Raw genomic sequence first — 12,293 nt, forward strand, 5'->3', positions numbered from 1 at the left:
ACCCGCCGCGCCCCCTGCGGCGGCCGGATTCCGGGGGCCGCAGGAGGGTTTACGACGAGGGGCGAAGACGGCAGAGGAACGCGCGAGCGGGACCGCATCACATCGGAAAGGGCCGGCGCTCCCGGCCGGTGGGCCTCGCCCGCTGGTTTCAGCCCTTCGCGTTGTGCGATATTGGAACAATGGATGAGTGGACGTGGGCCGACGTAGGCGCGAGAGTCGCAGAGGCACGGTCCGTCCGTGGCTTCAGCCAGGAACAACTGGCGGAGACCACCGGCATGGACCGGTCCGCCATCGCGAAGATCGAAGTCGGCGGGAGAAAGCTGAACTCGCTTGAACTGGCGGCCATCGGTACCGCGCTGGACCGGCCCCTGTCATGGTTCGTCACTCCACCCCCGCCGGTCGTGGCCAGCAGGCGTGCCCAGCCGACGCAGCGGGACGACAGAGCAGGCGAGTACGAACTGGAGGACTGTCTGCGTGATCTGCGTACGCTGGTCGACGCCGCGGCCCTCGGGACGGCCAGCCGCGGTGAACCGGTCGATCCCTTCACCGCCGACGACGCCCCGGCCGTCCTCGCGGCCGCGAGCGATGCCCGGTCCCGGCTGGGAGCAGACCCCGGCAAGCCGCTTTTGAACCTGGCCAACTGTGTGGAGCGGACAGGTCTTTACGCCTGGTCCGCCCCGATCGGGCCGCAGGGGGTCGATGGGTGCTACGCGGCCCTGGGCGACCTCGGAGTCGCCGTCATCAACAGCACCCTGGACGCGGGCCGACGACGCAGCACCCTGGCCCATGAATTCGGGCACCACATCCTCGCCGACGCCTACTCCGCCGACTGGGGCGTCGACACCAGCGACCACGAACGTGCCATCGACGCTTTCGCCGCAGCCCTCCTCTTCCCGCCTGGTGCCACCGACCGCTACCGGCAACTGCGCGAGGAGCACAGACTGCGTCCGGCCGTCATCGTCCTGGCAGCCGAGTACCGGGTGAGTTGGTCCGTGGCCCTGCGCCAACTGCGCGGCTACGAAGCGATCGACAGCGACGAGTACCGCAGCCTCGATCGAAGCTCACCCACGCGCGCCGACTACATGGAGGCGGGGATACAGGTCGTGGAAGAACTGCCCGAGGGCCATGTGCCCACCGGTGTCAGAGCGGCAGCCGTGCACGCCTACCGGACCTACAAGATCTCCGCCACCCGCTCCCTTGAGATCATCCGGGACAAGCAACTGCACAGGGAAGACCTCGGCCAGCCCCACCCGGTTCCGCTGGAGGCGCTGCGCGGGGAAGTCGGAGCCTTCCTGCCATGACGGACACGAGCCTGGTGTTCGACAGCTCGCCGCTGAACTATTTCGCCCGTTCCGGTCAACTGGAGGTGCTGGCCAAACTCGTCGAAGGCCGAACCTGCCTGCTGACCAACGCCGTCGCGCACGAGATCCGGCGCGGAGCCGCCCGCCACAGCCGTCTGCACCTGGTGGGAGCCCAGGCGTGGCTGACCGAATCCAACGACGACTCGCTGGAATTCCTCGCATTGTTCAGTGCGTTCCACAACCGTCTCGGCGGCGGCACGGGAGACACCAAGGACCTTGGTGAAGCAGCCACTCTCGCTTACGCCCAATTACACGGGTGCACCGCCGTCATCGACGACCGGGCCGGTCGGAACGTCGCGATCGCCCATGGGGTACCGGTTTCGACTACGCTCCAACTGATCTGCCACGGCCTGCGCGGCGGCCTCCTCACGGAGCACCAAGCCTGCGCGGTCGTCGACGCGTTACGGGACGCGGAGGCGTTTCTGCCGTGCGACGGCTCGGACTTCATCGAGTGGGCCAGAGCCGAAGGACTGCTTGATCCCACCTGACCGGGACGAAAACTCCAGCGGGCGCTCCCGCGGAACCTCGCTTGACGGGCAGTCACAACCGAATCGGCCGGATCGTTCGACGACGTGTCGGCACAGTCGTGTTCCCAGCTGTTCGAGCACCGCCTGCGACACCCTCGCCGCTGAAGTCGTACTCGACGGCGCACTCACACAGCCGCCCGTAGCGCCGGTCCGGTGTTCACGTCGGCCGACGCTACGTGATCCCGCGGGCCGCGACAACAGCCCGTCGCCCGGCTGGTGTCGCGGCCTGTCCTGCGCGGGTCAGCGGCGGAGGAAGCGGCGCCAGGGGGTGAAGGTAAGGACGGCGGCGCCGAGGAGGAGGGCGGTGGCGGCGACGTAACCGAGGGCGCGGAGGGGGCCGTTGGCGTCGGAGCCGGTGGCGGCGAGGTCGCCGCCCGTGGTGGAGCCGGTCGTGCTCGAACCGCCGGTCGTGGAGCCGGTGGTCGTGGAGCCGGTCGTGCCGCCGCCGGGGGCGGCGGTGGTGTCGAGGGTGAGGGAGACCGGGGCGGCCTTCGTGGGCGTGCAGGTGGCGACGGCGGTGCCGCCGTCGGTGAGTTTGATGACGAGAGTGCCGGGGCTCAGCCCGACCTTGCCGGTTTTGCCGGGCACGAAGCGGCCCTTGATGTCGTCGATGGTGATGGGCGCGTTCTGGGCGAAGGCGGTGCTGTTCGGGGAGCCGGTGAGCGTGAGGGAGCCGGTCTGGGCACCGCTGAGCAGCACGGTGATACTCGGTGTGATCATGCCCTTGCTGATCGGACTCGGGCTGTCCATCACGCTGTTGCCGAACTTCACGGTGAGGTCGTAGCCGGAGGACGCCTTCGCCGCGTCGATCTCGACCTTCGAGGTGGCCGACTTGTCACCGATCAGCGTCTTGCAGGCGTACGGCACGTCCACGGACGTCCCCTTGAACGAGGTGCCGCCCGTCCCGCCGCCTGTCCCACCGGACGTGCTGCCGGACGTGCTGCCGGACGTGCTGCCGGACGTGCTGCCGGACGTGCTGCCGGACGTGCCCCCGGTGGTCGTACCGCCCGAGGTCGTCGTGCCGCCCGTCGTCGTACCGCCGGAAGTCGCGTCCCCCTCCGTCACCTTGATCGTGGTGGCGACCGGCACGGCGGCCGTGGGGGTGCAGACGGTGTCGGTGGAGATCGGGTAGCTGACGTTGATGGTGTAGGCGCCCGGGGAGAAGGTGATGTCACCGGCCTTGGTGAGCTTGAGGGTGCCGGTCATGTCGGAGAGCTTCATTTCGCTGTTCTTGGGGATGGCCGGATTCCGGCGCGGTCCCTGGACGTCGAGGGTGCCGGTCTGGGCGCCGCCGAGGGTGACCTTGCCGGACGGCTGCACCTTGTCGGCGGGCAGGTCGATGATGTCGGGGTTCTTGGAGGCGGCCTGGACGGTCTTCCAGGTGACGGTGACCGTGTCGCCGACCTTGGCGGTGGCGGGTGCGGTGATGTCGGCCTTGGTGGTGCCGTCGATGGGGCCGAGTCCTGACGCGGCCGGGGGCACGCACCTGGTCGCGAAGTCGGATTCCGCGGCGTGCGCGGCCCCCGCGGTCATCAGCACCGATCCGCCGCCGAGCAGCAGGGCGGCCACGGCCGCGGACGCGCTTCGTCGTATGGTCACGGGCTTCCTTTCGAAGGGGGGCTCGGGGCGGGGCTCTCGTCGGAGCCGGGCCCGGACCCGGAGCCGGAGCCGGACCCGGGCCCGGAGCCGGAGTCGGAAGAGCGCGGCGGCACGGAGCCGCGCAGGGCGGGCAGGGCGCCGTGGGTGAACCAGGGCAGCGGGCCCGCGTCCGGCGCGTACGAGGGCCGCGGGGGCGCGGAGGCGGGTGGCGGCGGTCCGGGCGGCGCGTGGCGTCCGCGCGGGACGGCGGCCTTCAGCGGCAGGTGGGCCAGTACGGTCGCCGGGTGCCACGCGGGCCGCCCGCCGGGCACGGCGGCCACCGCGCCGGGCCTGAGCCGGTCGACCGCCAGCATCCCGAGCCGGAAGACGGCGGCCGGGACGACCAGGAAGAGCAGGATCCAGAAGAGGGTGACGCCCCACGGCCGCCCGACCGACCACGCCTCGGTGACCAGCACCTTTCCGCCGTAGCGCATCTGTACGGTGTACGCGCCGTGCGCGCCGGAGCCCAGCTCCACCGGGAAGCCGATCCGCTGTTTCCCGCCGGGCGCGACCGTGCCGTGCCACTGCTGGCGGTCCCACTGGGGTGCGTAGACGCCGTGCGAGGCGCCGATGTCGAAGGCCGGGTCCTTGACGGCGCCCGAGCCCAGATTGCCGACGGTGAACACGAGCGTGCGGTGCGCGGGCGCGCCGAACCAGGTGAGCAGTCCGCCGCCGCCGCGCAGCCGCGCGGTCAGTACGGCGAGCCTGCCGGTGCCGGTCCGCGCGGGCAGCGGCGCGGTGGGGTGTCCTGTGACCGTGAACGGCGCGTCCACGGTGAGCTGTTCACCGGTCACCGTGGACACGTGGATGACGCAGGGGCACGGCTTCGGCGGCGCCACGACCGGCAGCCGGCGGCTGAACTTCCCCGCCGCGTCGGTGGTGACGGCCCGGCCGGAGGCGTTGGCGCAGGAGTTGGTGCCGCCGATCGCGTCCTGGCCGCAGAGCAGGATGGCCAGCAGGGTGCCGGGTTTCCAGCCCGCGCCGGCCACGGTGACATCGCCGCCGGGGCGGGCCGCGCCGGGGTGCGCCACGACGGTCGGCGCGGCGGCGGGCGCGCGGAGTACGGCGGAGTCGGCGGGCACGCCGAGCGCTGCCGGTGCCGCGACGGCCGAACCGGCCGTCAGGACAAGGGCGGTGACGAAGGCGAGGACCGGCCGCCGGAGCCGTGCCCGCCGCCCGAAGCCCAACCGCCGTCCCAGAAGCCCGCTTCGCGTCGCCCGCACGTCAACTCCCGCCCGTCGGCGCGCCGATGACGGCGGTGCCGGGCCCGGAGTCCGCGCCCGTATCCGCACCTGAGGCGGTGTCCGTGTCGGTGTCCCCGCCCGCGCCCGTGCCCGCACGCGGACCGGGGCCCGTGTACGTATCCGAAGCGTCCGGCCCTGCGCCAGATGCCGCCGCCTCAGCGGCTTCCGCCGCCGGGTGCCGCGACCGCCGGCGGCGTACGTACCAGGCGGCCGACACCGCGAGTCCGGCCAGGACGAGCGCCACCGCGAGCCAGGGTGCGACGAGGTACGAGGCGGTGCCGCGCTCGTCGACGCCGCCGGTCGCGGTGCTGACGGTCAGCCGGACCGAGACGCGGTCGAAGGCCGGGGCGTCCGCCCACTTCTCGGTGAGGCTGACCTGCTGTCCCGGCAGGAGTTCGAGGGGCAGGTCGCGGGCCGGGCGGTTGAGCAGGGTGCGGCCGAACAGGCCGGTGGCCTTGACGGCCAGGCGCGGCGAGAGGGTGACATTGCCGCGGTTGACCAGCGTGTAGTGGATGGTGGCGGCCGTGCTGCCGGTGCCGGGCAGCAGCGGGTCGCCGTGGCTGACGGTGAGGTGTTCGACGGAGAGCGCGGCCAGGCTCGGCCCGCCGACCCGCAGGTAGACGCGCGCGCCGACCGCCCGGCGCACGCCGACCGCGACCTTGCCCGAGCCCTCGTCGGTCCGGGTGTCCAGGGCGACGATCGCGCCGGGGTGGTCGCCGGGCGAGGCGTTGGCCGGGACGGCGAGGGTGAACGGGATGTCGGCGCGGGTGCGCGGCGGCACGGTCAGCGTGGTCTTGGCGAGCCGGATCCAGGTGCCGACGTCGCGGTTGGTCTCGTCGGGGCCCCGGACGGCGAAGCCGCCGTCGCGCGGGGTGTTGTACGCGTCGGCGCCGTAGAGCCTGAAGGTCATCGGCGCGGTGGAGAGGTTGGAGACCGACACCTTGTCCTTGACGGTGGTGCCGGGGTCGGCCTGGAGGGTGAAGAACTGCCGTTCCTGGCCGGTGGCACTGGGGTCGGCGGCGCCCGCGGCGGGGGCGGGGAAGACCGACCAGCGCCCGTTGTCGGCGGCGCCGGCCGGTCCCGCCGCCGGACCGAGGAGAGCGGCGAGGCCGACCGCCACCACGGCCCCGGTCGCAGTGAGCGCGCGCAGGCCCGTGGCCGCCGCGGACCGTGCCCGCGCCCGCGCCCGTCCGCAAGGAAGTACGCCCCGAGGCGTGCCCGCAGGTGTGCCCGCGGGTGTCCCCGCAGGTGTGCCCGCGAGCACGTCCGGAAGCGGCGGACGGGGCCGCACGCGTATCCGCGTACGCGTCCGCGCGTCGGCCCCGACCCGGGCGGCGCGCGGGCGGGACCGGGACGGCGGCGGTGACCACGACCGTGCTCGCGACCACGACATCCTCGTCAACTCCCTCGGTCGGCAGCAGTATCTGACTGTGCGTCAGATCAGAGTCAGGGTCAAGACTCCCGAGTAGGTTCCGGCGGGGCTGAACCGCGGAATGTCGAGTGAGAGACCGGCGTCGACGGTGAACTCGCCGCCGGTCGCGGTGGCGTCGGGCGCGGAGGCCAGGGTGGCTCCCGTACTGCCGACGGAACCGGCGCTGCCCGCCACGCAGTTGCTCGGGCTGCCCGTCGCGGTCGCGCAGGCGGGTGTCCAGCCGAGCCTGTCCGCGCCGATCCGCGACCCGTCCGGGCCGGTGAAGTCGCTGACCTTGCCGGTGAGCGACCAGCCGGTGGAGCCGCCGCGGAAGTCCATGACGGTGACGGTGCTGAGCGCGCCGCTGGACGTGCCGCCCGCGCCGAAGTCGACGGGCGTCATCGTGACCGTGTCACCGGCCTGCGTCATCGACAGCGTGCCCGGGACGACCGACGCCGTGACCTTCTGCGCGCCGGGCGGTACGGGGGTGTTGTCAGTGACGGTGTACGCGGCGGGCCCGGCGGCGGTCGCGGGGTCGTACGCGCCGCCCTCGTACGCCACGATCCCGGTGGTCGCGGGGTCGTTGACGGTGAGCGACGCCGTGAAGCCGCCGTAGGAGTCGGCGGTGGCCGTCGTACGGTCGGCCGTCTCGTCGGCGCCGGAGCGGCCCGCGATGGTGACGGTGGCGCCCTCGGTGAAGTGGCTGCCGGTCACCCTCACCGCCGCACCCCGGTCGCCGGACGCCGAACCCAGTGCGATGGCACGGTTGTTGGTCGGCACCGAGCCGCTCGCCGTGACCGTCTCGGAGACCGGCGCGGGCGGATTCGCCACGGTGCAGACGGTGTCCAGCTCCAGGATGTAGCTGGTGTGGATGGTGTAGTCGCCGGGCGACAGCGTGATCGTGCCCGCCGCGGTGGCGGTGAAGCTGCCGTGCATGACCAGCGCGGGGAAGGCGCCCTTGCCGGGGATCGGCGGGTTGCTCTTGGGGCCGTCCACCGTGACGGCGCCGGTCTGCGCACCGCCGAGCACCACGACGGCGTGCGGAGTGACCACGTCGGCGGGCAGGGCGATGTCGGTCGGGTTGCTCGCCGCGGCCCGGCTGAGCGTGTAGGTGACGTGGACGGTGTCGCCGACCTTCGGCGTCGCGTCGTCCACGGTGACCGTGGCGGTGGACGTGCCGTCGATGGGCGGCAGCCCGGCGACGGCCGGCGGGACGCAGTGCGTGGCGAAGTCGACCGGGGTGTTGGCGTGCGCCGAGGCGGCGAGCACCGTCCCGCCGCCGACGACGAGCGCCGCCGTACCGACGACCGCCACGAGCCGGCGCGCGACGGTGGCTGGTCTTCGTGGACCTCGGCGGCCCGGCGCCCTGCGCGAATGAGCGTTCATATCGTCCCCTTGATCCGTATTCGTGACGCGGCGTCCCATTTCCCGCGCCGACGGTGGCCATTGAGGCCGGGCGGTCAGGAGAAGTCAATGGAGAGCGCCGACCGTATGTGACGATCCGTCAGATCGTCAGACGCGGCGCCGGGTGCGGCGGGTCAGCCAGAGCGCGCCACCGGCCCCGAACAGCAGCACCGTGCCGCCGAGGGTGCCGAGGGCGACCACGCCGTCGTCGGAGCCGGTCTGCGCGAGGTTGCCGCTCGAACCTCCGCTCGTACCGCCGGAACCCGACGAGCCGCCGGAGCCCGTCGTACCGCCGGACGCGCTCGACCCGCCGGAACCGCTCGACCCGCCGGAACCGCTCGATCCGCCCGCCGCCTTGACGGTGAGGGTGAGCGACACCCCCGGCTTGGGATCGGCCGTACAGGTCGTCGTCGTGCCCAGCGCCAGGATGGTCAGCACGCCGGGCGTGAAGGTGACCTTGCCGCTCGCCTTCGGGGTGTACGTGCCCGACAGATCGGTGATCTTGATCGGCGTGTTGGCCGGGATCGGGGCAGGGTTGGACGGTCCCGTCACCGTGAGCGAACCGCTGTCCGCGCCGCCGAGCAAGATCGTCGCGTGCGGGTTCATCGCCCCCTTGCCCAGCTCGATCGGACTGGACGAGACCCCCTTCTGGAAGGTCATCTTCAGGCGGTACGACGAACCGCTGGGCGTGGCCGCGATGTCGATCGGCGAGACCGCGCTCTTGTCGCCGATCGGCGTCTTGCAGTGGTAGTTGACGTTCACCGTGGCCGCCTGCGCGGCTGGGGCGCCGGTCATGACGACCGCCCCCGCCGCTATCCCGGCCACCACGAAACCCGCCCTGGTCCTGCTCATCGGCCCATCTCCCTCCGCCGCCACCCGCACCGGCAGATCTGACGGCACATCAGATTTGGCGTGAGGGTACGCCGGTGAGGTCGGAGAGGGAAGAGAGGCGTCGCACCGACGGAAACCGGGCGCGCGAAGGCGGACCCGCAGGCGCGCGGAGAAGCGCGTGGGCGTACGGGAGCAGGCGTGCGTGCGCGTACGGAAGCACGCGCGCGGAGGAGGGCGAGCTCGGGCGCACAGACGGCGAGCGCGCGCGTACGGAAGCACGCGTGCGCGGACGGGAACGCGTCAGGGCGGGCGTACGGGCGCGGCCGTACGGAACGATCCGCCGCGACCGGAAGAGGTCCGGTCGTGGCCGCCGGGCGGCGGCCGTCGCGGTTAGGCCGGTGCGGCCAGTTCCGCCCAGACCGTCTTGCCCGGCCGGTCGGCCTCGCGGATCACGCCCCAGTCGAGGCAGAGCCGCTGCACGATGAACATGCCGTGGCCGCCTGGGCGGCCCGCGCGGTGCGGGGTACGGGGCGACGGCTCGCCGGGGCCGCTGTCGACGACTTCGAGACGCAGCGACTTGGGGTTGCGGCGCAGCCGCAGCTCGTCGGGGCCGCCCGCGTGCAGGCAGGCGTTGGTGACCAGCTCGGAGACGACCAGCAGCACGTCCTCGGCGGCGGCTCTGCGGTCCGCGCTCGCGGCGGGCAGCCAGCCCCAGTCGCGCAGTGCCTGCCGGGTGAAGTCACGGGCGCGCGGCACAATGCCGCTCTCGCCCGACAGCGCCAGCTTCCGCACCGGTTCGTCGGGACCGGCCCGCTCGGGCGCCGACACGTCGGACTCACCCTCGCCCGAGTCCGAGCCGCGGTCGTCCGCAGCGTAAGGCCGGGTGGTGCTCATCAGCGCCTCACCTCACGGATGTCCAACAGGTGTCCGTCGGTCTTCTTCCCGGTCGATCTCCGGGAACACGTCTGGGAGCCCACCAAACATCGTCCCGCAGGAAATCGCCACTCACGTCCCATGGCCCCCGTACGCACCCCGCTACTCCTGAAGCGCCTGGTCCAGCGTGGCGTGCACGGTGAAAACCGTGTCCGCCCCGGTGATCTCGAAAACGCGGGCGACCGTCGGCTGCATGGCGGCCAGATGGACGGCCCCCCCGGCGGCGTCCGCCCGCAGTCGCGCGCTCAGCAACACGTTCAGCCCCGTGGAGTCGCAGAACTCCAGGCCCGAGCAGTCGATCACCAGCCGGGTGGTGCCCGCGTCGAGAGCCGCGTCGAGCGGCTCGCTCAGCAGGTCAGCGGTGTGGTGGTCCAACTCGCCCGTGGGGGCGAAGACCGCGGATCGGCCGTGGTGTCCCACCTCGACACGCAGCCTTCCCAGGTCGGCCGTGCCGACCACATCGCGGTCCATGTGCGCTCCTCTGTGCGTCCGTGTTGACACGCCCCCCGACCCTACGCTTTTCGCAGATGGCGCGGTAGTCGGAGGTCGCGGGCCCGGCAGGAACGGTCCAGCGGACCGTACCTCACCCGTTCGAGGGAATTTGCGACCGGCCGGGGAATCGGGGTAGGGGTGGAGATACGGCACCGCTCCATCCATCGCCGCGAGTGGTCGCGAAAGGTCTCAAGAGAGGGAGGAGCACATGACACCCCGGCTGAGCCTGGATCATGCGCACGAGCAGCTCAAGGGCCTTGAGGGACTTCCCGAGATCCCGCCGTACGACCGTATAGGACCGGTCGACGCCCGCGCTCTGTCGAAGACGCTCTTCGCCCGCCTCCAGTCGCTGGAGGAGGGCACCACCGAGTACTCGTATGTCCGCAACACCCTGGTCGAACTCAATCTGGCGCTGGTGAAATTCGCCGCCTCGCGCTTCCGCACCCGCAGCGAGCCGATGGAGGACATCGTCCAGGTCGGCACGATCGGCCTGATCAAGGCGATCGACCGGTTCGAGCTGAGCCGCGGTGTGGAGTTCCCCACGTTCGCGATGCCGACGATCATCGGTGAGATCAAACGTTTCTTCCGTGACACGAGCTGGTCGGTGCGGGTGCCGCGGCGGCTCCAGGAGCTGCGGCTCGACCTCGCCAAGGCGGGCGACGAGCTGGCCCAGCAACTGGACCGCTCCCCGACCGTGCGGGAGCTCGCCGAGCGCCTCGGGCTGCCCGAGCACGAGATCGTCGAGGGCATGGCGGCGAGCAACGCGTACACCGCCAGTTCGCTGGACGCCCAGCCCGCGGAGGACGACCCGGAGGGCGCGCTGGCCGACCGGATCGGCTACGAGGACCACGACCTCGAGGGCATCGAGTACGTCGAGTCCCTGAAGCCGCTGATCGCCGGGCTCGCACCGCGCGACCGCACCATCTTGTCGCTGCGCTTCGTCGCCAATCTCACGCAGTCCGAGATCGGCGAGGAGCTGGGCATCTCGCAGATGCACGTGTCACGGCTGCTGTCGCGCACGCTGGCGCGACTGCGCCGCGGACTGATGGTTGAGGACTAGGGCCTGTCCGGCGGATCACGAACGGCCCCTTCGCCCCCTGGCACGCCCGCCCGCCGCACAGACCCTAAGCAGCCTCCCCCGGGCGCTCAGACGCGCTCCTCGGCGCTTCAGAGGCGCTTCCCGGCCTGCCACACCGCCGCCGTCAGGGGGACTCCAGGGCGGTAGGCGAGGTGGACGTGGCTGGGGGCGTCCAGCAGGTGCAGATCGGCGCGGGCGCCGGGCGCGACCGTGCCGACGTCCGTACGGCGCAGCGCCCGGGCGCCGCCGAGGGTGGCGGCCAGGACGGCCTCGTCGGGCGTCATGCCCATGTCGCGGACCGCGAGGGCCACGCAGAAGGCCATGGAGCTGGTGAAGGACGAGCCCGGGTTGCAGTCCGTGGACAGCGCCACCGTCGCGCCCGCGTCCAGCAGCCGCCGGGCGTCCGGGTAGACGGCCCGGGTGGAGAATTCGGCGCCGGGCAACAGCGTCGCGACCGTACGCGGCGCGCTGGCGAGCGCGTCCACGTCGGCGTCCGTCAGATGCGTGCAGTGGTCGGCCGAGGCCGCGTCCAGCTCGACGGCGAGGCGCACGCCGGGGCCGTACGAGAGCTGGTTGGCGTGCACGCGCGGGATCAGTCCGCGGGCCGCGCCCGCGGTGAGGACCGCGCGGGCCTGGTCGCCGTCGAAGGCGCCCTCCTCGCAGAAGACGTCGATCCAGCGGGCGTGCGGCGCGCAGGCGTCCAGCATCTCGCCGGTCACCAGGGCGACGTACGCCGCCGGGTCGTCGGCGAACTCCGGGGCGACGACATGGGCGCCCAGGTACGTCACCTCGTCGGTGTGACCGGCCGCGATCCGCAGCGCGCGGGCCTCGTCGTGCGTGGTCAGGCCGTAGCCGGACTTGGTCTCCTGCGTCGTGGTGCCCTGCCGCAGCGCCTCCGCGAGGTAGCGGGCGACGTTCGCCGACAGTTCGTCGTCGGTGGCCGCGCGGGTGGCCGCGACCGTGGTGCGGATGCCGCCCGCGAAGTAGGGGCGGCCCGACATCCGGGCGTGGAATTCGGCGGTCCTGTCGCCCGCGAAGACCAGGTGCGCGTGGGAGTCCACGAAGCCGGGGAGCAGCGCCCGGCCCCCGGCGTCGTGGTGACTGTCAGTGGCGGGTGCTTTGCTGTGGGTACCGGTCCAGACGACGCGGTCGCCCTCGATGACGACGGCGGCGTCCTGGATCAGGCCGAGGGGGTTTTCCGGGGTGCGGAGGGAGGGATCGTTGGTGACCAGACTGCCGATGTTGGTGATGGCCGTGCTGTGCGCCGGGCCGCTGGGGGCGCTGGTCGCCGGGCTGCTGGTCGCCGGGCTGCTGGTCATCGCGCGGGGGTTCTCCTTCGGACGCGGGCACGGGGGCGGGGGCGGCGTGCCGGGG

General features: G+C 72.4%; 11 protein-coding genes. 3 read left to right on the forward strand and 8 right to left on the reverse strand.

What is annotated here, in order from left to right; genetic code table 11:
• Positions 1-179 precede the first annotated feature (179 nt).
• Both ACIO6U_RS06350 and ACIO6U_RS06355 read left to right on the forward strand, forming a co-directional pair.
• The gene (locus tag ACIO6U_RS06350; RefSeq protein ID WP_401716058.1) at positions 180-1,301 is read left to right on the forward strand and encodes a helix-turn-helix domain-containing protein; all 1,122 of its coding nucleotides are present in this window, start codon (positions 180-182) and stop codon (positions 1,299-1,301) included.
• Entirely contained in the window at positions 1,298-1,849 is a 552-nt protein-coding gene (locus ACIO6U_RS06355) for a hypothetical protein (RefSeq protein ID WP_401716060.1), read from the forward strand. The genes ACIO6U_RS06350 and ACIO6U_RS06355 overlap by 4 nt, the downstream gene beginning before the upstream one ends.
• A gap of 279 nt (positions 1,850-2,128) precedes the next feature.
• Here ACIO6U_RS06355 and ACIO6U_RS06360 read toward each other — a convergent pair whose 3' ends face one another.
• From ACIO6U_RS06360 to ACIO6U_RS06390, 7 genes are all read right to left on the reverse strand, one after another.
• Positions 2,129-3,487 (reverse strand): hypothetical protein, encoded by a 1,359-nt coding sequence (locus ACIO6U_RS06360; RefSeq protein WP_401716062.1) that lies wholly within the window; start codon positions 3,485-3,487, stop codon positions 2,129-2,131.
• Entirely contained in the window at positions 3,484-4,749 is a 1,266-nt protein-coding gene (locus ACIO6U_RS06365) for a hypothetical protein (protein ID WP_401716065.1), read from the reverse strand. The genes ACIO6U_RS06360 and ACIO6U_RS06365 overlap by 4 nt, the downstream gene beginning before the upstream one ends.
• A 1-nt stretch (position 4,750) precedes the next feature.
• Positions 4,751-5,890 (reverse strand): WxL protein peptidoglycan domain-containing protein, encoded by a 1,140-nt coding sequence (locus ACIO6U_RS06370; RefSeq protein ID WP_401716067.1) that lies wholly within the window; start codon positions 5,888-5,890, stop codon positions 4,751-4,753.
• Positions 5,891-6,205: 315 nt separating this feature from the next.
• Positions 6,206-7,567, reverse strand: coding sequence for a beta-xylosidase (locus ACIO6U_RS06375; RefSeq protein WP_401716070.1), 1,362 nt, complete (start codon positions 7,565-7,567; stop codon positions 6,206-6,208).
• Between the two features lie 126 nt (positions 7,568-7,693).
• Entirely contained in the window at positions 7,694-8,437 is a 744-nt protein-coding gene (locus ACIO6U_RS06380; RefSeq protein WP_391162263.1) for a peptidase, read from the reverse strand.
• Positions 8,438-8,806: 369 nt separating this feature from the next.
• Positions 8,807-9,310 (reverse strand): ATP-binding protein, encoded by a 504-nt coding sequence (locus tag ACIO6U_RS06385; RefSeq protein ID WP_355346989.1) that lies wholly within the window; start codon positions 9,308-9,310, stop codon positions 8,807-8,809.
• Between the two features lie 141 nt (positions 9,311-9,451).
• The gene (locus tag ACIO6U_RS06390) at positions 9,452-9,820 is read right to left on the reverse strand and encodes an STAS domain-containing protein (protein ID WP_355346986.1); all 369 of its coding nucleotides are present in this window, start codon (positions 9,818-9,820) and stop codon (positions 9,452-9,454) included.
• 229 nt (positions 9,821-10,049) lie between these two features.
• Between ACIO6U_RS06390 and ACIO6U_RS06395 the strand changes: the two genes are divergently transcribed.
• Positions 10,050-10,901, forward strand: a complete 852-nt coding sequence (locus tag ACIO6U_RS06395) for a SigB/SigF/SigG family RNA polymerase sigma factor (protein ID WP_391162265.1) — start codon at positions 10,050-10,052, stop codon at positions 10,899-10,901.
• A 107-nt stretch (positions 10,902-11,008) separates the two neighbouring features.
• Here the strand turns inward: ACIO6U_RS06395 and hutI are convergent, their stop codons facing one another.
• Entirely contained in the window at positions 11,009-12,238 is a 1,230-nt protein-coding gene (gene hutI, locus ACIO6U_RS06400) for an imidazolonepropionase (RefSeq protein ID WP_401716073.1), read from the reverse strand.
• Positions 12,239-12,293 lie beyond the last annotated feature (55 nt).

The sequence above is a fragment of the Streptomyces sp. NPDC087422 genome, from assembly GCF_044744145.1.
Lineage (GTDB): Bacteria > Actinomycetota > Actinomycetes > Streptomycetales > Streptomycetaceae > Actinacidiphila.

Excerpts from the sequence above, each read along its gene's own strand:
- ACIO6U_RS06380 (WP_391162263.1), bottom strand. The coding sequence starts at position 8,437 with ATGAGCAGGACCAGGGCGGGTTTCGTGGTGGCCGGGATAGCGGCGGGG.
- hutI (WP_401716073.1), bottom strand. The coding sequence starts at position 12,238 with ATGACCAGCAGCCCGGCGACCAGCAGCCCGGCGACCAGCGCCCCCAGC.
- ACIO6U_RS06395 (WP_391162265.1), top strand. The coding sequence starts at position 10,050 with ATGACACCCCGGCTGAGCCTGGATCATGCGCACGAGCAGCTCAAGGGC.
- ACIO6U_RS06385 (WP_355346989.1), bottom strand. The coding sequence starts at position 9,310 with ATGAGCACCACCCGGCCTTACGCTGCGGACGACCGCGGCTCGGACTCG.
- ACIO6U_RS06350 (WP_401716058.1), top strand. The coding sequence starts at position 180 with ATGGATGAGTGGACGTGGGCCGACGTAGGCGCGAGAGTCGCAGAGGCA.
- ACIO6U_RS06355 (WP_401716060.1), top strand. The coding sequence starts at position 1,298 with ATGACGGACACGAGCCTGGTGTTCGACAGCTCGCCGCTGAACTATTTC.
- ACIO6U_RS06375 (WP_401716070.1), bottom strand. The coding sequence starts at position 7,567 with ATGAACGCTCATTCGCGCAGGGCGCCGGGCCGCCGAGGTCCACGAAGA.
- ACIO6U_RS06390 (WP_355346986.1), bottom strand. The coding sequence starts at position 9,820 with ATGGACCGCGATGTGGTCGGCACGGCCGACCTGGGAAGGCTGCGTGTC.